The sequence below is a fragment of the Paenibacillus sp. FSL W7-1287 genome (genome assembly GCF_038004245.1).
Lineage (GTDB): Bacteria > Bacillota > Bacilli > Paenibacillales > Paenibacillaceae > Pristimantibacillus > Pristimantibacillus camelliae.
The window spans coordinates 2,414,082-2,434,127 of sequence record NZ_JBBORD010000001.1; the positions used below are offsets into that span (position 1 = coordinate 2,414,082).

Sequence of the window (20,046 nt, forward strand, 5' to 3'; positions counted from 1 at the left end):
TTATTACATTAATGTCTAACGCATTAGGTCGTAAATTTGTTCTCAATCACCCTCATCACTCACGATAGTTTATTTCTACAGGATGAAGGCAACACTCAAAGTAATATTTACATCAATATTTCAAGGAGAACAGCATGACTATTCGACACCAATCTGCGTTTGATACTTTATCTGCATACTCCAAGCGTAATCTATGGTCAGGTGCTTTATTCGGCATAGGCTTAGCTGCTTTCATTGACGAAGCCGTGTTTCATCAGCTGCTGCACTGGCATCACTTTTATGACAAGTCCACGACAGACATTGGACTCATCTCTGACGGCCTTTTCCATGCATTTAGCTGGTTTACTACGATTGGAGGCTTATTTATGCTGGCTGATCTCCGCCGGCGTAATGTCTACTGGGGAATGAAATGGTGGGCAGGAAAATTAATTGGTGGAGGAAGCTTTCAGCTATATGATGGGACGATCCAGCATAAGCTTATGCGCATTCACCAGATCCGTTATGTAGACAATGTCATCGTATACGATCTAATCTGGAATGTTATTGCCGTCATTATGATTGTAGTAGGGCTTATCCTTGTCGCTCGTGCAAGAAAGCATACTTATGCAAGAAAGGCCGTTTCACATGATCATGAATAGCCTTATGAGCCATGACGAGCATATTCCTAGCAAGGGAATGTACGACCATGACATCACAAGCATTATTCCGCAGATCATCTTGGCATTGCCATTCGTCATGGTATTGGTATTGTATATCGTTGCCGTTGCAGCTACTAATCGAAAGTATAAGCGTTGGCCAAGCATTCGTACCGCTTGCTGGGTAACTGGATGTCTACTTGCTATTGGTTCGGTAATTGGACCGCTAGCAGAGCAAGGATTTGTAGATTTCAGAGCCCATATGGTCGGTCACTTATTATTAGGTATGCTTGCACCGATGCTTATCGCACTAGCAGCACCATTAACGCTGCTTCTTCGCTCGCTTAGCGTTCCACTTGCAAGAAGGCTAGCAGCACTACTAAGAAGCCGACTGGCACAATGGCTTACTCACCCAATCATAACAGCATTATTGAATATTGGCGGGCTCTGGTACCTGTATACTACGAATCTCTATATACTCATGCATGAGCATACCGTTTTACATATATTCATCCATGCGCACGTATTTATCGCTGGTTATTTATTTACGGTGTCGATCATTTATATTGATCCGATGTCTCATAGGACCTCGTATTTCACTCGTGCGATTATCTTGATCGTAGCGCTAGCAGCTCACGGTATACTGTCCAAGATTATCTACGCTTTTCCTCCCACTGGTGTACCTGCAGATCAAGCAGAACGTGGTGGCATGCTCATGTACTACGGCGGAGATTTGATCGATATTCTGTTGATCTTCATCCTTTGCTTGCAATGGTATAGAGCAGCTAGACCTCGATTAAACAAAAAAGCAAAGGAATTCAGCCACCCGTGAATCGTTAGAAAGCTCCTAACCATACCACATAAGGCATAGAATTCCTTTGCAATGTCAACATCATTCCATTACTAAAACTTTTGGCTGGCTTTGACTGCTTCTATTCCAGCTTAAGCTTGCTCTTTCTCTGTAAAAAACGTAATGATTGCAAATAGTAGAAATGCAAGCATCAGAAGCGACCCACCTACAATAAAAAGAATCATAACTAAGGTGTCATTTAGATTAAACGGATTCAGATTATACATCCACATACCAAACGTTAACCCGAAAGATCCCAGTATAGCTAGCCATCCTTGAACCGTGACAAGCTTCTTGTACTTTACCTTATAGTTTTTATAGAAGATCCCCCATGCAAATACGCTCAACCAACCTACCAGTAATATATGGGCGTGGATTGGTCGCAAGGAATAATCCATTTCACCAGACATCTTGGAACCAATATACGTTCCAATAATACCGAATATCGCAGCGTAGCGAATAAGAATTAAGCTCCATTTTTGTTCCATTAATGATCATTTCCTTCCTTTGGTAAAATTATCGTAAAGGTGGTTCCTTTACCCAGCTCGCTTTCGAGCGTTATGGTACCGTTTAGCAGCGTTACAATTTCTTTTACGATGGATAGACCAAGACCTGTTCCATCCTTTTTGCGGGTTGTATCCACGCGATAGAAGCGATCAAATACCTGCTCTGCGGACTCTTCAGATAGACCGATACCAGTATCCTCAATCCTAATAATTATACTGGCTTCATCATTAGTGCAGGAGATAAAGATTTGACCGTCTGGTTGGTTGTACTTGATAGCATTTGTAATTAAGTTATCCCATACGATCGCTAACAGCTCTGGGTCGGACAACAACGAAGCTTCATCCAATTTATAGGAAATGGTTAGATTTCTCTCCTGAACGCTCCACTGATGCTTTCTAATCGACTCCTTAATCTGCTGATCTAGTCGGATCACACTCTTTTTCACAGGATAGCCAGATTGGTCGAGTGACGTAATGAGTAATAGCTGCTTCGTCAGGTTAGATAGTCTCTTGGCTTCATCGCTAACAATCCTCGCGTATTGTAATCGCTCCTTCTCCTCCAGCTTGGAACTGAGAAGCAGATCTGCGTAACCTTGAATATTCATTAGAGGTGACTGGAAATCATGAGACACGTTGCTTATAAATGATTTACGTGCAACATCATTATGCTTCAGCTGCTGCTGCATCAATGTAAAGTTTTCCGCAAGCTGTCCAAGCTCATCCTTTCGATGAATGCCGAGCGAATACGTGAAATCCTCGTTCGTAATCGCTTTTGTTGCTTCTGACAGCTCAGAGATCGGACGAATAAGCTGCTTTGTCATTATGATGACACCGATTAAGCTAACTAACGCGATAGCGATAATAAAGCCTGCCAGCATCATATGAAAGTCTGAGAATAAAGTTTTGCTATCCGGTTTTACGAATAATGCATACGTCTCGTGTTCGATTTGCAGGGGTAGACCAATCGTGTTAGTAATATCATTAGAAAAATGACCCATCATCCAAAATTGTTCCCAAACCCCTTCCTTCCCCATATAGGACTCACCGTTTAACACTTGAGTCTTAATTGGCTCAGGCAGCTCACTATACTCGAAGGGTTCTCCAAAGTAATAGTGCTCGTTGGCTTGGTTCGTAAGATAAATCTGGTAGCCTAAACGTGCAATCGAATCTAAAAACGGCTGGAACGTATCGCCGTATTTATGCATTTCTTCGAGATTGAGTACAATTTGCTCAGCAACCTCAACGTTTTGCTTCGTAATCTCATCCTTCGTAAACACGACGTATACGATATTCGCCAATAAAAAGCCGATACAAATGCTGATGCCTAAAATGAGCAGCGTAGCAGATATAAACTCCCGATATAGTGTCTTCATTCTGCAGCCTCTAGCTTATAACCGATGCCACGGACGGTCTGGATCTCAATCGACGCATGATATCGCTTAAGTCGCTCACGAATCCGGTTCATATGCGTATTTAATGTCATCTCATGTTCCTGCTCGTCCTCGCCCCATGCTTGCTCAATAAGGACAGCGCGGGGTGTAACCTTATTGGCCCGCATAGCAAGCATAACGAGCAGCTCAAACTCTTTCATTGGAAATAGAATCGTTTTATCGTTGATGATGACCTCATAATCGCTCCGATTGATCTTAACATTACCGACCTGTAACACACTCTCCGATGCTCGTCCATATCTACGAAGCACAACGGCAACTCGGAACAAAAGCTCCTTCGGCTCAAACGGCTTAACAATATAATCCTCTGTCCCCGATCTAAACCCCTGCTCCTTATCAGATAGCTGCCCCTTTGCTGTTAGTAAGATAACAGGAATGTCTAACTCCTTCGTTAAAATCTTAGTCAAGGAATATCCATCCATCCCAGGCATCATTACATCGACGATCGCGAGGCTAACCTCTGCTTCCTCAAGCAGCTTAAGGGCCTCTAGTCCGTTCTGAGCTTGTAATACTTCATAGCCCTCTCGCACTAGATGAATCGTTACCAGCTGTAATATATCATAATCATCATCAACGACTAAAATTTTCATAACGTCTCCTCCCTATTATTTCTGGGAAGAGATTGATGTCTTGTCCTTATCCTTCTCAAAAAATAAGATCAAAGACGGCAGCAATAAACCTCTAACCAGGAATGTATCAATTAGTATACCAATCGCAACCATAAATCCAAACACAAACAAGTCTGCAATCGGCATCGTTGTCAGTGCAGCAAAAGTAGCTGCTAAGATTACACCAGCCGATGAAATGACTCCACCAGTATTGCGAATCGCCACTTCAAGAGCATCCTTTAGCTTTAATGTTTTTCTCTCTTCGAGGAAGCGGGAAACCATAATGATATTATAATCGATACCAAGCGCTACTAAAAATATAAATGCATATACCGGAACACGGGTACTGATGGAGTCGTAGCCAAACAATACATCAACTAGGAATATGCCTAGCCCTAGAGCCGATACATAGGAAATAAGAATGGTTGCGATCATATACAGCGCCATTTTTATTGACCGTGTTAAAGCAATCAGCAGCACTAGAATTAGTATACTTTCTAAAATTACGATCTTAATAATATCACTATTGTTAATATCTCGTTCATCAACTAACTTAGCTGTCACACCACCGTAATATACATCGCCTTGAAGCTGTAACTCACTTAAGATCGAAGTCGACTCTCCTTGTAGTTGCTCTACGAAGTCAATCGCCTCGGTAGAATATGGGTTCAGCGATAAAGCTGTACTTAATTTCACTGCTTTTGAATCTTCGCTTATTCCAGCTAATCGGACGGAGTCAATCTCTTCATAGCTCTCTAGCTTGCTTCTAAATTGCTCAATTTGATTCTCATCTAGTGCTTCTCCAGACTCTAGAAGAATGGTGGATGGTGCCAGCTCCCCTTTATTGAATTTTGATTCAACGATTTCATAGCCGACACGAGAAGGTAGATCTTTAGGGAATTTTTTAACTGTATCGAATTCATAATCCAAATTAAAAACATTCAAGGCGGTAACTACTAAGAACACAGCTACGAGTCCACCGCTGATCACTGGTTTATTTACGACAAACTTTGCAATAGCTCCCCATACTCTGTGCTTAACTTCTTGATCTTCACCGAATTTAGGAACCTTAGGCCAGAACGCTTTTCGTCCAAATAATGTGAATAGTGCAGGGACGAGTGTGATGGATGCCAGCATAATGACGAATATCGCCATGCCGAACACCGGCGCGAAATTTTGATAATCACGAAATTCTGTAAAGAACAAGATAAGCATTGCTGCTAGTACTGTTCCACCAGCAAAGAATACAGGCTCGCCAGTCGCTCGCATCGCTTGCTTCATTGCAGTATATTTGCTTTCAACTTTATTTAATTCCTCACGATAGCGTGAGAATACAAACAACGAATAGTCAATGACAGCAGCGAATAACAGAATACTCATAATCGATGTTGTCGAGTTGTTGATTTCTAATCCAAACGATCCCATCAAGGCAATGGATTGGTTCGCTACCTGATACACGATAATCGTTGCTAGTAGTGGAATAATAGCTAGCAAAGGTGAACGGTATATTAAAATTAATAATAATAGGATGATAATAATTGTAGCGAAGAGCAGTACAAAATCAGCCTGTTCAAACAGCTTTACCGTGTCTCCCGCAATTCCTGCTGGACCCGTTATATAAAACTCAGTACTAAGACCCTCAGCCGCCTCATTACCGAGCTCTGAAGCTTTATCATTGATCTCGGCATATTCGCTGTTACCGAGACCTGCTTCTAGGCTCATCGGAACAATCATCGTAGATAAATCCTCTGACATGAAGCCTGAAAGTGCTTGAGGTGGCAATTTACTAATATCAACGATAGATTTTATACCCGAAATATTAGCCGAGCTAATATGGTCTAATATTACTTTTACTTCGTCATGACTCACATCTCCATTCGGATTATGAAAAACGAGTATACCAGGTGTTCCTTGATCATTTGGAAAAATTTCTTCTAGCTTCGTTTCAGCAATGATCGACTGTGCATCATTTGGCAGTGACTGAAAATTAGTCACTTTATATTCACTTAATTGGGGGCCAGCACTTAGCCCAATCATAACAACCAACCAAACGGAAATTGTTATCCACATCCCGCGCTTCGTTGACACCCAATCTGTGATGGGATTTAACAGTTTTTTCAACGTAATTCCTCCTCTTTGTTAATGCAACTACTCTAGCACAGCTATATAAATTAAATATAAACTCGCTAGTTTCCATAGATTAACAATCGAGTAGGAGGCTGATTATTAATTAATCAGCCGACCTCTCACACCACCGTACGTACCGTTCGGTATACGGCGGTTCCTAAGTTTATACTTTTACAGTCTTGAAATATTCTAGGAAGGTTGTGTATCCTGCTTGTTTTAAGCGTGCATCGGTTACGGTTGTACTCAATATTGGGCTATTGGCAGATCGCCAGTAGCCTTTTCTTGTATACGCAAACTTGAGCGCTGTGTGGTGATCTTTTCCTAATTTACGCAACATCGTATATCTGGTACGTACTCGTTTCCATTGTTTCCAGATGTACATGCGTAGTCTTCTTCTTAACCAATGATCTGTTATTTTCAGCAGATTCTTCATATTTGCAAGCTTGAAGTAGTTCAGCCATCCTGCTATGAATTGTTTTAGCTTTATCTTCAATTGTTTGTATCCTAATCCGTTGCTTCTAGCCGTTAGTTCTTTGATCTTCGCCTTCATTTTACTCGTGCTCTTCGGGTGAACACGTAGTTTGATCCCGTCCTTGGATGGATAGAATCCATATCCTAAGAATTTAATCTTACCAATGTAGGCAACCACCGTTTTCTCTCGGTTCACCTTTAGCCGAAGCTTCCCTTCAATAAAAGGTAGAATATGCTCTAGCATCCGCTGTGCTGATCGTTTTGTCTTCGCGAAGAGAATCATGTCATCTGCATATCTCACAAACTTGATTCCTCTGCGCTCCAGTTCCTGATCAAGTTCATTCAACATGATATTGCTGCATAATGGGCTAATATTTCCTCCCTGTACTAGGCCAAGTTCTGTTTCTTCATATTTCCCCTTATTCATCGCCCCTGCAATGAGATACTTGTGAATGAGTGATACTACTCTACCATCCTTTATTGTTCTGGACAGCAGCTCGATCATTTTCGATTGGTTGACCGTGTCGAAGAATTTTTCCAGATCCATGTCGACGACATAGGTGTATCCTTCATTCGCATATTCCTTACACTTCCTTAGTGCGTCGTGTGTGCTTCTTTTCGGTCTGAAACCGTAGCTCGTTTCTGCGAATTGAGGTTCAAAGATCGGGGTTAGCACTTGCGTGATCGCTTGTTGCAACATCCTATCTACTGCTGTTGGGATGCCTAATGTACGCATCTTCCCATTGTCCTTGGGAATTTCCACCCTTCGGACTGGATTTGGACGATATTTTCCGTCCTGGACTAGTTTTATGAATTCATCTCCATTGTCTTTGAGATAGTGTAGAAGATGCTCCACTTCCATCCCGTCGACGCCGTGCGCACCTTTGTTTCTCTTTACTTGCTTGTAAGCGTTGTTCAGATTTTCTCGGTTTAAGATTCGTTCTAAAAGCTTGTCCTCTCGACTGTTTGTATTGGTGTTGTTGTTTTCCGTTATCCGCTTGTCAGTAAGCGCTCCTGTATACCCTTCGTGTTCCGCACTAGCTCTTTGCAGGTAGCCCTTGCCACAGCAAGGTATTCTGCTTTCTTTTATCCCGACTTTGGTAACTTTCATTGACTAAACACCTCCTTAGGTTCAACCCTTCATAACGCGGTCGATCGCGTTACTACTATGGTATCTGCTGACTTCTCATGACAAATCTTGTTTCAACCACATGTTGCACATGCGCTTCATGCGTCCATGAGACCTCCCACGGTAAGACGCGTAGCTTTCATTCCATGCACCCGCCGCATTTACATCTTCGTGTCTGTGCAGTTTATTGGATTTCGTCTTGTCTTGCAGACTCATCCCACTACAGATGCCTGATGCGATTCGTGTTCCTCGGGTCGGAACTTTGCCTCCAGCTTCCTTCAGATTCCACCTCACGATGGACACCCTTGCTCTTGGCTAATGGTTGGCAACTGCCAGCCCCCATAGCGGACTTTCACCGCCTAGTTACGCGCCATGCGTGGCGCACAAGAAAAAGCAGCAATCTCATCGTTATGAAATCGCTGCTTCTATTTATGTTACGTTTCCTCGTCACTTTGATATTCTAATATATCACCCGGCTGACAATCCAGAGCTTTGCATATCGCTTCTAATGTCGATATTCGGATCGCTTTAGCCTTCCCATTTTTCAAGATTGAAAGGTTTGCCATCGTAATCCCAACCTTCTCCGACAGCTCCGTTACGCTCATTTTTCTCTTTGCTAGCATGACATCAATATTAATAATAATCGCCATATTTATCACCTCAGACCGTTAAGTCATTTTCCGATTTAATGTCGATTGCTTCCTGCAGCAATTTTTGCAGTACTGCTGCAAAAACCGCAATGACCAGTGCAGCGAAAACAATGAATAGCCCGATCAGAATCAAGCCAGGAGCATCGTCATATTCAGCCAAGAGATAAACCATTGGCAAGAATAGAACATACAGAGCGCTAATAATGACTGCACAGCGCTTAATGACTTGTAGCGCCTGAACTGACAGCTCTGAAAAAGCTCGGCCTTGATCGATATAATTCAGTAGCTGATAGGCCTTGTATAAGGCAAAATAAAAAGGCAGCACCGTCACATACATGTAAAGCATGACAACAATTTTCATAGCTGAAAACTCAGGAAAAAAGTGAGCTGCAAAGTTTCCAAAGGCAGGAACTACAAATATACATGCTGCTAGCACGGGAATACCAATTACAATTACAGCTGCCTTCAAAAAGGCTGTTGATACACGTTTCATAAAAAGCACCTCTCAAATGTAATGTCATATTGAATGTAGCATATTATTTATCGTTTTACAATAAATAATTATTAAATAAGAAAAATATTTTATTGTTTCGCTTCCATCGAAAATGATAAAATTCCTATTTACAGGTGCTGAATTACTGCTACGTCCACCCTATGTGACGGTGTTATGGTGTAACCCGTCGCTTATCTTGTGTTCTTTATTGTGATACCTAATGTTCTATCATTATTTCACTTATTTACATATTCATTTAATCAATTTGTTACTTTACCCTTTTATAGAACATATGTTCTGTTTTGTGCTTACGATTTTAACAATATTTTTTCAAGCCATATTAGTTTACATAATTATTTTTACGTAAGTTTATATAAAAAAAGCGACCAAATGATTGGTCGCCGTAAAGGTTACTTATCCAAAAAAATAACTAATATAAATCATTACAATTAATCCAATAATGAATGAATAGGTTGCTGGACGCTCGTAGCCATGACCGTGTGTTTCAGGTATTAGCTCCTTATATACGATAAATAACATAGCTCCTGCGGCAAAGGATAGCCCAAAACCAATAAGCCAAGAAATATAGGCGGCTGTAAAATACCCCACAATCGCCGATACAACCTCTACTAGCCCAGTAATCGTTACAATCAATATCGCACGAAGCTTGCTTACGTTTGACTGTATAAGAAAAACGGCTAAGATAAGGCCCTCTGGAATGTTCTGTGCACCGATCGCAATCGCAATCATTGGTCCGAGTCCTTCATTTTCACTGGCATAGCTAAAGCCAGTGCTCAAGCCCTCTGGTATATTGTGAAGAAACAAGGCAATGATGACAAGCAGTGATTTCGTATCAAATTGCTTTACACTTTTATAGCGCTCAATATCAATATGAGGCACATTTTTCTCTATAAGGTCAAGCGCGAGTATTCCAACGATTAGACCAACTGTCAGAATCCATAGCTTTGACTCCTCGAGCGCCTGCGGAATTAATCCAAATGTCGTTGCACTCACCATGATGCCTGCGGTAAACGCAACCAGTATATCCTTCCACTTTTCAGACAGTTTTTTTACAAAAAGCAGTGGCAGTGCGCCAAGCACAGTCGCCATAGCAGATATAAAACTTCCTATAATTGCACTAACCATTCAGCTTTGCTCCTTCAGTACAAATTTCCCCATGCTGGATAACGATAAGCATAAACATCACCTGAGGTATCATGTACCTGCTGCGCGTCAACTATTGCAGTTCATCGATTGACCGTTTCTGTTAGGCACAATAACTATTTTATTGCTCTTTACAGAAATTGTTCCTATTTCATTGCAACGAATCCAATAAATGAATCTATGTAAGGCCATTCATTGTTATGTGCCATTTATTTATTATAAATTGTTCATATTCATGTGTACAGATCATTAATACACTTTCATTACCGCTAATAACTTCCGTTTACAGCAAATTTGATTTTCTCGCATTTTAGTTTACATAATTATTTTTATGTATGTATATTGTTTACTTTTACAGTATATATCTGATGACCGATATATTTATTTTTTCGCAAACTCTCTATTTTCCTTTAGATTATATTCCAACCAATCCACAATCCATTCCTTTTCATTAGCGATATCCATTACTATGCACTTATTCCAACATAAATATAAAATAAAAAACCGACTGTAAATGGCATACAGTCAGTTTTTCCATTACGAATATGCTTTAAATACGTCTAACACTTGCTCATACGAGAGATTACCACCGAAGATTGATAGTGCACTTCCTATTGTTAAGCCGAGTCTTCCTTTACTTATGCTGTGAAATAACTCAATATCTTCAAGCGATCGCGCTCCACCAGCATAGGTTGTCGGAATCGTTGTCCACTCTGCAAGATCGCGTACTAGACTTTGCTGAATACCGGATTGCTTACCTTCTACGTCAACAGCGTGTACAAGCAACTCATCGCAATACTGCTCTAGCTTTGCGATATTTTGTTGATTAACTTCAAAATCACTGAATTGCTTCCACTGATTCGTTACAACGTACCAGCGACCATCGCGTGACTTACAGCTTAGATCGATGACGAGACGTTCCTTCCCAACCTTATCGACGATGGCATGCAGGTTGTCCCAATTCAACTGTCCGTCCTTAAAAATATAGGAGGTAACAATGACATGAGAGGCGCCTGCATCAATATATTGCTGTGCATTGTCGGCAGTAATCCCACCACCCACCTGCAATCCGCCTGGGTATGCTGAGAGTGCTTCCTTCGCTGCAGCTTCATTATTAGGACCTAGCATAATGACATGACCACCTCGTAGGCCATCACGCTTAAATAGTTCTGCATAATAGCTTGAAGAGTGCGAAGATACAAAATTTTCAATGAGGTTAGTATTTAAGGTTTCTCCAACAATTTGCTTAACCTTTCCATCATGAAGGTCGATACATGGTCTAAATTCCACCGTGCTTTCTCCTATTCTATTTCATCATTTTTGCTTCGAGGCAATTCTTGCCTTTCCTTCATAAAAGGAACGATATTCGCCTTTTTGAATCGATGCTACCCATATCATATACACGCTTAATAGAACAGCTAGCATCGCAATCATAATAAATATCGTATGTAGACTTTCACTCAAGTAAGCCGCATAGCTCGGGTTCTCTACATCACTATATAAGAACAGTCCAAAGATGACAAGACCTACCGCTTGTCCTAATGTACGAAACAGCTGTACGGCTGACATTCCAGCACCTCGAATCCGCTCTGAAGCAACTGTCGTCGAGAGGATCATTAATGACGTTAATAAAATTCCAAATGAAAATCCTGAGCATGCGATATAAAGCATAATAATAAAATTAGAAGTGCCCGTAGTTATTGTCGCGAGCCCAATACTGCCTGCACACAAAAACAGACTGCCTAATAAGATCATTCGTTTAATTCCGTATTTGACTGTCAGATTACCCGCTACAATCGAGCCAAGCGGCCATAGGATAGACAGCGGAATCATAATGCTTCCTGACCTTGTTGCTGACACGCCATTAACGTGCTGCATCCATAAGGGAATATAGAAAATAATTGCTACATTTATAACACTAATCATAAATCCAGTAATAAGAATAAATAAAAATTGTCGGTTGCTGAATATTTCAAGCGGCATAAATGGTTCCTTTGCCCGTTTTTCCACATTGCGGAAAAAGATTAGCAGCAACACGCCCACAGCAATCAAAACAAGATAGAGAATCCGTGCTGAGGACTGCGGATCTGCTTCTACATATTGATTCAAACCAAAGAGCAATAGTATGATACCTATAGAGAAGGTCGCAATCCCTGCAGTGTCGATTCGGATTTGCTTTCGCTCTGTCACCTTTGGCATATACTTATTAAGCAGGATAAGTGCGATAAAAGCGAAAGGTACATTTAAGTAAAATATAGAGCGCCATGACACATAGTCAACTAGCATTCCACCTGCGAGCGGCCCTAATATTCCAGCAACTCCCCATATGCTGGATACCCAGCCCTGGATTTTTGAACGAAGCTCCAGCTCGTACAAATCGGTAATTATAATCATCGGCAGCGTTAACAATGCGGCACCGCCTAACCCTTGTATCGCTCGGAACACGATAAGTGACGGCATGCTCCAGGCAATACCGGATAATGCAGAGCCAACTAGAAAAATAACAGCTCCTAATATGATCATACGCTTTCTTCCGTATAGATCAGATAGCTTTCCAAACAATGGTGTTGCAATAACCATAGCGAGCAAATAAATCGTGTTCACCCAGCTATAGAGATGAGCCCCTTTTAGCTCCGAGGTTATGATCGGCATCGCGGTTGAAACAATCGTGCCTTCAATGGCCGCAAGAAACGTTGCGACATATAGTGCAATGACGACTTTGAATCTTGAATCTTTCAGCATGAACGTCTTCCCTTCTCAGGTTTGTGAAACCTTTCATTACTTTCGTTCGTATTATTGTATATTGCTTGTTATTTCCCTGAATAGGAGAATGATTGTGGGTTATGATCTTTTATTAGATATTATTGAATATGTCGGGCCTCTAGCGTTGTTCTTAGTGCTGTGCCTTGGGCTAATCGGCTTGCCGATTCCTAATGAAGCGGTAGCTTTAACTGGCGGAGCGTTAGCGGAAAGCGGCATACTTCAAGGAGGACTTGCCTATCTTATGTTATCGCTCGGTATATGCTCAGCGATGACCTTCAATTACAGTCTCGGTAGATTTACTAGCAGCAAGCTAGGCAAATGGTTTACCAGCAAACAAAAGCTTGGCGCTTTTGCAGAGAAATCACAGCAGCTTATTGAGAAATACGGCATCTATGCGATTCCTATCAGTGTTTTCTTTCCATTTTTAAGACATGCAACGCCGTATATTATGGGAATTAACCGACTCCGCTTCTCTCGTTTTGCACTTATTGGATTCCCTACTGCGGCGATATGGACAGCGATTTACTTTACGATTGGCCATTTCGTTGGAGATAAAATACCTGAGTTGATTAAAGTCATCAATCGATACGAAGTTGCCTTTTATATCGTAGCAGCTTGTGCTATCGTTCTGCTTGCCTTATGGTATGTTCGTAAGCAACGGTTAAAGCGTATAGCCGAGCATCAGGATCAACAACAGTACCATATCTAACCAAACTACCACAGATAACTAAGCCGTATCATTCGTGATACGGCCTTTTTATATGTTCAATTATTAATTTGCTCTTTCGCTTTATGTACAACGACGGCTTTAACCGCAGATTGCGACTTTATGTCTCCTCTGTTTGCTCCTGCAAAGCGGCTATTCCCGCTTCAATTAAACGCTCAAACAGCTCATCATTCTCTTCAATTTCTTCCTCCACGAGCAGCAATTGCTCTTCATTGCCAGAGCCATCTAAGAAGAATAATCCATAGCCCCAGTCTTTGCCTCGTTTACTTTGTAATGCCATCTCATACGCCTGTTGATGTCCTTCAACTTCAAATTGAACGGCACCAACGAAGCCGTCTTCTTTTGATTGAGTCATGCGTGCATTTATGATCTTAACGTCCATGGTTTTCCTCCCGTTTCTATCCATATTTCTTAAAGTAACATAGCATGTCTCCCCCTTGAATGCAAGCGTTGATCAACGATCCACACGTTGACTGATTGATTAAAGTAGACTGTAAAAAACGATAAATTTCTCACTTGCTATGGATTAACGTCCCGTGCTTTGCTTGCATACACTATGCATACACCTAGAAATGGTGTATACCAAGCGAAAGAAGGTCGATAACTATGGTCTTCGAATTAACCGCGATTCATTTTATTTATTTATTCTTCGTCCTCGTCATTATTGGATTTATGATATTTCGTAAAGATACGACACTCATTTGTATCGCTGCAATTGCTACATTAGGCGCCTTAGCAACCTTGACGATTGAAGGCTCAATTAGTGGCATCTTTAACAGCTTTATTTACGCGATTAAGGAGCTGCTAGGAACGATACTGATCATTTCCATTATCGTTGCACTTAGCCGAATTCTGATTCGAACCGGCATTAACGAATTGATGGTAGCTCCCTTTACTGCATTTATGAAAACGCCTGCATTGGCATTTTGGGGAATTGGCATCGTGATGATGGTCGTTTCCTGGTTTTTCTGGCCCTCTCCTGCTGTCGCATTAATTGGCGCTGTATTGCTTCCCGTGGCTACCCGAGTCGGGTTACCCGCACTTGGTGCTGCTGTCGCGATGAATCTGTTCGGACATGGTATTGCTTTATCCAGTGACTTTATTATTCAAGGGGCTCCCAAGCTTACAGCTGACGCTGCTGGCATACCGGTAAGTGCAGTCATGCAGGCTAGCATTCCACTCGTTATTACGATGGGGCTTGTAACGACCATTAGTGCGTATTGGATGATGAGACGTGATATGCGTAATGGAACATGGCGGGATGGATTAGTTGAAGCTGATTCTAAGTCGAGCAAAGCTGAGGACAAAAATGATAAGGACCATCTGAGTAAAAATGCAAAGCGTGTGTTAGCCGTTATTGTTCCGATCTGTTTTGCACTGGATGTCGTTGCTATGTTCTTACTGAATTTACAGGGCGGAGATGCAACAGCACTCGTCGGAGGCACCGCTATACTGCTTATGGTTATGATTACGATGCTATCTCATCACGGAGCTGGACTAGAAAAAGCAACGCAATATTTAATAGACGGCTTTTTATTCGGTTTTAAGGTATTCGGTCCTGTTATTCCGATTGCAGCCTTCTTCTATTTGGGCGATAGTGGATTTTTTGCAATGTTTGGTGAGAAGCTTCCGGAGATCTCAACTGGAATTGTCAATGATCTCGGCCTTGCGCTTGCACATTATGTTCCAGTCAATGAGACCGTTTCAGGTATAACATTAGCTGTAGTAGGGGCGATAACCGGCCTAGACGGCTCAGGGTTCTCTGGCATCTCATTAGTTGGATCCATTGCCCTGCTATTCAGCAATGCATTAGGAAGCGGCATAGCAACGCTAACTGCGCTTGGACAGATCGCAGGCATATGGGTCGGTGGCGGCACGATTATTCCTTGGGCACTTATCCCAGCTGCAGCGATATGCGGTGTTAGCCCGTTTGAGCTTGCTCGACGCAACATTAAGCCAGTATTGCTAGGATTAGCCGTTACCACCGTTGTTGCTATTCTCATCATATCGTTCTAGAACGCTACTGTAACATATATTGAGGTTTTTGGAATTTGAGAAAGGGAATTACATTAATGGAGTTCCCTTTCTAATAAACACTAAGCTAAAGCAGGTCAGTTATACGATTAGTCTTGTGAACCAAGCTATATATTTTGCTCCCCATAAAAAAATTGTACCTAATAACTTAGAAGTTATCATCATTAATGACATACTTTTTAGCAAAGTATAACTTCCTCTTCCCATAACAACATCATCTGCAATGATAGAGATTTTCGGATCAAAAAAAAATAACCAACAGTATAGTTGCTATTCCATTAATCAATCCTGATGCAATAATAGCAGTCGATGCTCTTTCTGGAGCTAACAAGGCAGAATACAAAGCAGATCATACTCCAATGGTGTAAATAGAAGTAATTATCATATTTATACAGAAAAGTTAAAATGGGAAATTGATGCGACAAAGAGGTTGTTTGTAACAGAGACTTTTTGTTAGTGTTGCAATCAAAAGAGTTCATGTGGGCTACACGGTTTATGATACAACACAGGTTGATACTGCACAGATTGGTGTTTAGGGCTGTTAGGGAATCTTTGGTAATACAGAAATTCAAGCAGGAAGCAATGGGCAAGTCCCATGCTTCCTGCTTTTATATATTTAGAATACTTCTGTAAATAACACAATTCCTACAATAACGAAGATGACCCCACCAATTCGATAAAAAATTAATGAAATGCTACTAGGTTCGGTTTCACCCTCAAAACGCCACCAATTAGACAACCACCATGATATTTTCGGACTAATTGTAAATATAATACCGAGAAGTGTAAGTAATATAGCTAAAAACAACATACAGCAAACCTCCTTTTTCAAGAATTAAGTATATGCGTTCCTCCTCCCTTAACATGATATATAATATAGTATACCTTACAATTTATACAATTTAACTATTTTCCAGATTTATCACTACGTAATTTTCACATAGAATGATCTATTTCTGTAATTAACAGGTAAAAGTAGAGTCATTTATCCCTCTCTTCTGTTGTTTTGAAATTTTCCTCAAGGTATTTTACCCTCTCAAGTCTTCTTTTCTCAACTGAATGTTTCTTGGCACACCGCATACATTTTTGACCTCTCCGTAAATCTTCTATCCTTTTGTAAGTAATTTGGCCACAAGTACATTTATATTTAAGTGGTTCATTTACACCCTTGTATTCCCCTAAGTATTCATAGCCCATTTCAGCAAGTTCTTTTGTAAGTTGTTCCTCAGTTAGCATAGCATCTTCATATGAACATTTTCTGCACTTCTTGCCTTGCATGAAGTGTGAGTATAGAATTGAGTAGTCGTGACCTCTATTGCAGATCATATTAACTCTGTCCTTGTTATTGCTATATTGATATTTACTCTTTAGCTTGTAGCCTAATTCCTCTACTCTCTCAAGCAACAACTTTTCTTGCTGCTTTTTGAAGTCCTCACCCATCTGATTATGTTCACCGTTCTGGACTCTCAAGTTGTAGCACTCAGCGCAATGGTTTCCTTCTTGGTCATTAAAGTATTTCCAATTGTATTCCTGCTTGTGATTGTTCGGACACTCAAAGGTGTAAGTGGCAAGATAACCTTCCCACTTTTTGCTAAGTAGTTTGTACCCTTTTTCTTTTGCCCTCTTGTCCATTTTGGCTAACATGTAACAATCGTTACAGAAGGTTTCACTGCTTAGCTTCTTGCCCAAGTCTTTCCACAGAGTTTCGATCTTGTGGCCTTTTGAGCACACCATAACGCATTTGTCTCCATGCTTAAGGTGCGTCTTGCTTTCTAACTTAAACGCACCGTTACTTAAGACTCTCACACGCTCTCTTTGTTCCTCTAATGTCAATCGTCTAGGTATAACCTTATCATCCCTTTATATCTTGTTTGTATGTTATCCTAGAGACATTTATTCTATTCTTTTAGGGGTATAGTGCAGCTTTTTTATATGTTGTATTTTACGAAGTGCCTTTCCTTGGGCACTTATCCCAGCTGCAGCGATATGCGGTGTTAGCCCGTTTGAGCTTGCTCGTCGTAATATTAAACCAGTACTGCTAGGATTAGCCGTAACTACCATTGTTGCTATTCTAATTATTTCTTTCTAAATACAAGTAGGCAGACGACGAGTATATATGACGGATGAAGTACGCTGTCTGCAATGTGCTAGCATTCACTTGAAAAAAAGAGGGTATTCCGCGTAAGGAATCCCTCTTTCGTTGACATATATTGAATGAAACAACGCTATGCATCTTGCTTACGGTAAAACACAATAGCTATAATTATAAGGATCAGTGTCCATACCTTGACAATACCTGTCCCTTGCACTGACGTAAGAGCATTGATTTCGTTAGCGTAAGGAGTCATATACATATAGTATCCTGCCGTATCCGGAAAATAATTTTTAATGTTGGGTAAAGCATCTCTCATCAAAGGACCAACAATGAAATAATAACTAAGGAGTACGACTAATGCAGGCGTAGTTCGTCTAAATAAACCACTTAGAGCTGCACTAAGAAGTGTCGTTAAGGTTAGATAGCCTGTTGCACCTATTAATGTGGCTATTAATGTGTTTATTTCAATCGCTACAGAAGCTGTGTCCCTCATCATAATATAAGGATATAGTACACCTGTTGCAGCAATAATCAGCGCCGCAGGAATAGTTACTATTGCTACTGCCACATACTTCGCGGACAATTGCCACCCTCGCCAAGGGATCGTAGTAAGAGTCGTACGAATCTGCCCACTAGTGTACTCTGAGCATACAGCTACTATCCCAATAATAATGAAGCCTGCTTGAACATAGCCCATAGAAGCAAGTCCGATATTCAGTATATTTTGTGTTCCTGCTGCCGCATGTAGACTAGAAGTAGTATAAGCTGCGGCTAAAACGATATTAACCATAAATGTACTAATAAGCGTGTGCCAGATCAACGGTAATGTCATTAATTTATCTAGTTCAGCACCAAGGATTCGAGTGAATGTTTTACTAGATAAGACGCTCATGCTGTAACGTCCCTCCTATGGAACTTAATAGCTGCAACAATGAGAATAACGACGACCCATGCTAACATAACTAACCCGCCTGTCACTGGGGTGAGATAACGTTCGCTCATAAACATATCCATACCAGCTCGATCTGGTAAGTAGAATGCCAGCTTTGTAGCCTTCGTAAGCAAGAAGCTGAATGATACCACGGATGAATTTATGATAAGTACAGTGAGCGGAATCATACCATTCTTCGTTAGCAATGTAATCCCAAAGGCTAGAAGAGCAGTGAATGTCCAGTAACAAACTGCGCCGATAAGTCTCGTCCATTCAAATTCAGGAGCATGCTCACCAAGAATGAGCTGCGTTGCTAACACAGTTGTCATAATCGCTACAATACAAAGCAATACGCTAATCACAATCACCGCACACGCTTTAGCCAGTAGAAACTGTAATCGTGAAGCAACAACCGTTAAGCTTGTCGTAATCTGTTGGCCTCCACCTGCTTCACTGCTCTCTGTTACATACTCACTGCTGACAGCGAGCACACCAATAATGATGACACCTTGTACACCAAAGCCTAATCCAATGTAGCCAATGTCCGATAGCCGCGTGCTAATTCCAGCAACAATGTCCGCTTTTTCAACGATGCTGTCAAGGGCAGCAACGACCGCTGGGGCAAGTGCTCCAATAACTAAGGCAAGCCAAATACCCGGTAGGGAGAGTAATTTAGATAGTTCCGCGTTGAATGCCCTCATACAACATCACCTGTATGTTCAGAGGTCATAGCAAAAAATGCTTCCTCAAGCGTGGAATAGTGTCCGATTACTTCTTCCAATGTTCCATCTGCAACGATTTTCCCACGATTCATAATCACCACATCATCGACAGTCTCAGCAAGCTCTCCCATGAGATGACTCGATAGCAGCACCGTGTGTCCAGACTGAGCACGTTCGCGTATCAATGTTCGAATCCATCGAATGCCTTGTGGATCAAGACCGTTCACAGGCTCATCCAACACCAATATTGCCGGATCACCAAGTAAAGCAGCTGCCATTCCAAGTCTTCTTCCCATACCAAGAGAATAACTACCGACCCTTTTACCGGCTGCATGAGTTAAACCTACGATGTCCAAAACTTCCTCGACGCGTGCACGAGACAAGCCTGCAGCACGAGCAATCCAGCGCAGGTGTGCTCGTCCTGTTCGCATCCGATGAGCTCCAGATCCATCAAGTAGTGCACCTACCGTAGCTAGAGGATGTTGTAAGTCTGCGAACGGCTTTCCATCAATTAGTGCACTACCCGAGGTGGCACGATCTAATCCTAGCAGGATGCGAAGTGTAGAACTTTTACCCGCACCATTCGGACCTAGAAAACCTGTTACTCTGCCTGGTTTAGCTGTAAAACTAATACCGGATAAGATCTCCTGATTACCACGATGTTTGACTAAGTTATTTATTGTAAGCAAC

20 protein-coding genes and 1 pseudogene are annotated in these 20,046 nt (G+C 41.4%); 4 read left to right on the forward strand and 17 right to left on the reverse strand.

Translation table 11 applies throughout. The features are described 5' to 3' along the window. Window positions 1-134 precede the first annotated feature (134 nt). Together NSQ99_RS11010 and NSQ99_RS11015 are read left to right on the forward strand one after the other, a co-directional pair. Window positions 135-638 carry a DUF2243 domain-containing protein gene (locus NSQ99_RS11010; RefSeq protein ID WP_340836588.1) on the forward strand — a complete coding sequence of 168 codons (504 nt, stop codon included), beginning with the start codon at window positions 135-137 and terminating at the stop codon, window positions 636-638. Between the two features lie 97 nt (window positions 639-735). Further along, on the forward strand, window positions 736-1,467 hold the full coding sequence (locus tag NSQ99_RS11015) for a cytochrome c oxidase assembly protein (protein WP_445670547.1): 732 nt from the start codon (window positions 736-738) through the stop codon (window positions 1,465-1,467). A 110-nt stretch (window positions 1,468-1,577) separates the two neighbouring features. Here NSQ99_RS11015 and NSQ99_RS11020 read toward each other — a convergent pair whose 3' ends face one another. The 10 genes from NSQ99_RS11020 to NSQ99_RS11065 form a co-directional block, all read right to left on the reverse strand. Further along, window positions 1,578-1,973: a hypothetical protein gene (locus tag NSQ99_RS11020; RefSeq protein WP_251665352.1), complete on the reverse strand. Its 396-nt coding sequence runs from the start codon at window positions 1,971-1,973 to the stop codon at window positions 1,578-1,580. Further along, window positions 1,973-3,364 (reverse strand): sensor histidine kinase, encoded by a 1,392-nt coding sequence (locus NSQ99_RS11025; RefSeq protein ID WP_340836590.1) that lies wholly within the window; start codon window positions 3,362-3,364, stop codon window positions 1,973-1,975. Before NSQ99_RS11025 ends, NSQ99_RS11020 begins: the two co-directional genes overlap by 1 nt. After that, window positions 3,361-4,032, reverse strand: a complete 672-nt coding sequence (locus NSQ99_RS11030) for a response regulator transcription factor (RefSeq protein WP_251665354.1) — start codon at window positions 4,030-4,032, stop codon at window positions 3,361-3,363. The genes NSQ99_RS11025 and NSQ99_RS11030 overlap by 4 nt, the downstream gene beginning before the upstream one ends. Window positions 4,033-4,047: 15 nt before the next feature. Next, the gene (locus NSQ99_RS11035) at window positions 4,048-6,171 is read right to left on the reverse strand and encodes an MMPL family transporter (protein WP_340836591.1); all 2,124 of its coding nucleotides are present in this window, start codon (window positions 6,169-6,171) and stop codon (window positions 4,048-4,050) included. A 169-nt stretch (window positions 6,172-6,340) separates the two neighbouring features. Beyond that, a complete protein-coding gene (gene ltrA / locus NSQ99_RS11040) occupies window positions 6,341-7,759 on the reverse strand; it encodes a group II intron reverse transcriptase/maturase (RefSeq protein ID WP_340836593.1) in 1,419 nt (472 codons plus the stop codon). Between the two features lie 452 nt (window positions 7,760-8,211). Next, on the reverse strand, window positions 8,212-8,427 hold the full coding sequence (locus NSQ99_RS11045; protein WP_251665356.1) for a helix-turn-helix domain-containing protein: 216 nt from the start codon (window positions 8,425-8,427) through the stop codon (window positions 8,212-8,214). Window positions 8,428-8,437: 10 nt separating this feature from the next. Next, complete coding sequence (locus tag NSQ99_RS11050) at window positions 8,438-8,920, reverse strand: DUF2975 domain-containing protein (RefSeq protein ID WP_340836596.1); 483 nt, start codon at window positions 8,918-8,920, stop codon at window positions 8,438-8,440. Between the two features lie 414 nt (window positions 8,921-9,334). Continuing rightward, complete coding sequence (locus tag NSQ99_RS11055) at window positions 9,335-10,066, reverse strand: ZIP family metal transporter (protein ID WP_340836598.1); 732 nt, start codon at window positions 10,064-10,066, stop codon at window positions 9,335-9,337. 555 nt (window positions 10,067-10,621) lie between these two features. Further along, on the reverse strand, window positions 10,622-11,374 hold the full coding sequence (gene hisA / locus NSQ99_RS11060; RefSeq protein WP_340836599.1) for a phosphoribosylformimino-5-aminoimidazole carboxamide ribotide isomerase: 753 nt from the start codon (window positions 11,372-11,374) through the stop codon (window positions 10,622-10,624). Between the two features lie 24 nt (window positions 11,375-11,398). Next, window positions 11,399-12,826, reverse strand: coding sequence for an MDR family MFS transporter (locus tag NSQ99_RS11065; RefSeq protein ID WP_340836601.1), 1,428 nt, complete (start codon window positions 12,824-12,826; stop codon window positions 11,399-11,401). Window positions 12,827-12,920: 94 nt separating this feature from the next. On the opposite strand from NSQ99_RS11065, the gene NSQ99_RS11070 reads away from it, so the two are divergent. Beyond that, window positions 12,921-13,556, forward strand: coding sequence for a DedA family protein (locus tag NSQ99_RS11070; RefSeq protein ID WP_251665361.1), 636 nt, complete (start codon window positions 12,921-12,923; stop codon window positions 13,554-13,556). Between the two features lie 118 nt (window positions 13,557-13,674). On the opposite strand, the gene NSQ99_RS11075 is transcribed toward NSQ99_RS11070, so the two are convergent. Then, window positions 13,675-13,956: a hypothetical protein gene (locus NSQ99_RS11075; RefSeq protein ID WP_340836603.1), complete on the reverse strand. Its 282-nt coding sequence runs from the start codon at window positions 13,954-13,956 to the stop codon at window positions 13,675-13,677. Between the two features lie 224 nt (window positions 13,957-14,180). On the opposite strand from NSQ99_RS11075, the gene NSQ99_RS11080 reads away from it, so the two are divergent. Then, the gene (locus NSQ99_RS11080) at window positions 14,181-15,590 is read left to right on the forward strand and encodes a hypothetical protein (protein WP_340836605.1); all 1,410 of its coding nucleotides are present in this window, start codon (window positions 14,181-14,183) and stop codon (window positions 15,588-15,590) included. A gap of 99 nt (window positions 15,591-15,689) precedes the next feature. Here NSQ99_RS11080 and NSQ99_RS11085 read toward each other — a convergent pair. The 6 genes and pseudogenes from NSQ99_RS11085 to NSQ99_RS11110 form a co-directional block, all read right to left on the reverse strand. Next, window positions 15,690-16,008 (reverse strand): annotated as a pseudogene (locus tag NSQ99_RS11085) (lipid II flippase family protein); the annotation flags it as partial. 216 nt (window positions 16,009-16,224) lie between these two features. Continuing rightward, window positions 16,225-16,419: a DUF6199 family natural product biosynthesis protein gene (locus tag NSQ99_RS11090; protein WP_340836606.1), complete on the reverse strand. Its 195-nt coding sequence runs from the start codon at window positions 16,417-16,419 to the stop codon at window positions 16,225-16,227. A 170-nt stretch (window positions 16,420-16,589) separates the two neighbouring features. Further along, entirely contained in the window at window positions 16,590-17,252 is a 663-nt protein-coding gene (locus tag NSQ99_RS11095; RefSeq protein WP_340836608.1) for a hypothetical protein, read from the reverse strand. A gap of 581 nt (window positions 17,253-17,833) precedes the next feature. Further along, on the reverse strand, window positions 17,834-18,595 hold the full coding sequence (locus NSQ99_RS11100; protein WP_340836609.1) for an ABC transporter permease: 762 nt from the start codon (window positions 18,593-18,595) through the stop codon (window positions 17,834-17,836). Further along, entirely contained in the window at window positions 18,592-19,335 is a 744-nt protein-coding gene (locus NSQ99_RS11105) for an ABC transporter permease (protein WP_340836611.1), read from the reverse strand. Before NSQ99_RS11105 ends, NSQ99_RS11100 begins: the two co-directional genes overlap by 4 nt. Further along, window positions 19,332-20,045 (reverse strand): ABC transporter ATP-binding protein, encoded by a 714-nt coding sequence (locus NSQ99_RS11110; RefSeq protein WP_251665366.1) that lies wholly within the window; start codon window positions 20,043-20,045, stop codon window positions 19,332-19,334. The genes NSQ99_RS11105 and NSQ99_RS11110 overlap by 4 nt, the downstream gene beginning before the upstream one ends. Window position 20,046 lies beyond the last annotated feature (1 nt).

Bases quoted from the DNA above. Each gene is read 5' to 3' on its own strand.
- NSQ99_RS11010 (WP_340836588.1), top strand. From the start codon at position 135: ATGACTATTCGACACCAATCTGCGTTTGATACTTTATCTGCATACTCC.
- NSQ99_RS11015 (WP_445670547.1), top strand. From the start codon at position 736: ATGGTATTGGTATTGTATATCGTTGCCGTTGCAGCTACTAATCGAAAG.
- NSQ99_RS11020 (WP_251665352.1), bottom strand. From the start codon at position 1,973: ATGGAACAAAAATGGAGCTTAATTCTTATTCGCTACGCTGCGATATTC.
- NSQ99_RS11025 (WP_340836590.1), bottom strand. From the start codon at position 3,364: ATGAAGACACTATATCGGGAGTTTATATCTGCTACGCTGCTCATTTTA.
- NSQ99_RS11030 (WP_251665354.1), bottom strand. From the start codon at position 4,032: ATGAAAATTTTAGTCGTTGATGATGATTATGATATATTACAGCTGGTA.
- ltrA (WP_340836593.1), bottom strand. From the start codon at position 7,759: ATGAAAGTTACCAAAGTCGGGATAAAAGAAAGCAGAATACCTTGCTGT.
- NSQ99_RS11045 (WP_251665356.1), bottom strand. From the start codon at position 8,427: ATGGCGATTATTATTAATATTGATGTCATGCTAGCAAAGAGAAAAATG.
- NSQ99_RS11050 (WP_340836596.1), bottom strand. From the start codon at position 8,920: ATGAAACGTGTATCAACAGCCTTTTTGAAGGCAGCTGTAATTGTAATT.
- NSQ99_RS11055 (WP_340836598.1), bottom strand. From the start codon at position 10,066: ATGGTTAGTGCAATTATAGGAAGTTTTATATCTGCTATGGCGACTGTG.
- NSQ99_RS11065 (WP_340836601.1), bottom strand. From the start codon at position 12,826: ATGCTGAAAGATTCAAGATTCAAAGTCGTCATTGCACTATATGTCGCA.
- NSQ99_RS11075 (WP_340836603.1), bottom strand. From the start codon at position 13,956: ATGGACGTTAAGATCATAAATGCACGCATGACTCAATCAAAAGAAGAC.
- NSQ99_RS11080 (WP_340836605.1), top strand. From the start codon at position 14,181: ATGGTCTTCGAATTAACCGCGATTCATTTTATTTATTTATTCTTCGTC.
- NSQ99_RS11090 (WP_340836606.1), bottom strand. From the start codon at position 16,419: ATGTTGTTTTTAGCTATATTACTTACACTTCTCGGTATTATATTTACA.
- NSQ99_RS11095 (WP_340836608.1), bottom strand. From the start codon at position 17,252: ATGTTAGCCAAAATGGACAAGAGGGCAAAAGAAAAAGGGTACAAACTA.
- NSQ99_RS11100 (WP_340836609.1), bottom strand. From the start codon at position 18,595: ATGAGCGTCTTATCTAGTAAAACATTCACTCGAATCCTTGGTGCTGAA.
- NSQ99_RS11105 (WP_340836611.1), bottom strand. From the start codon at position 19,335: ATGAGGGCATTCAACGCGGAACTATCTAAATTACTCTCCCTACCGGGT.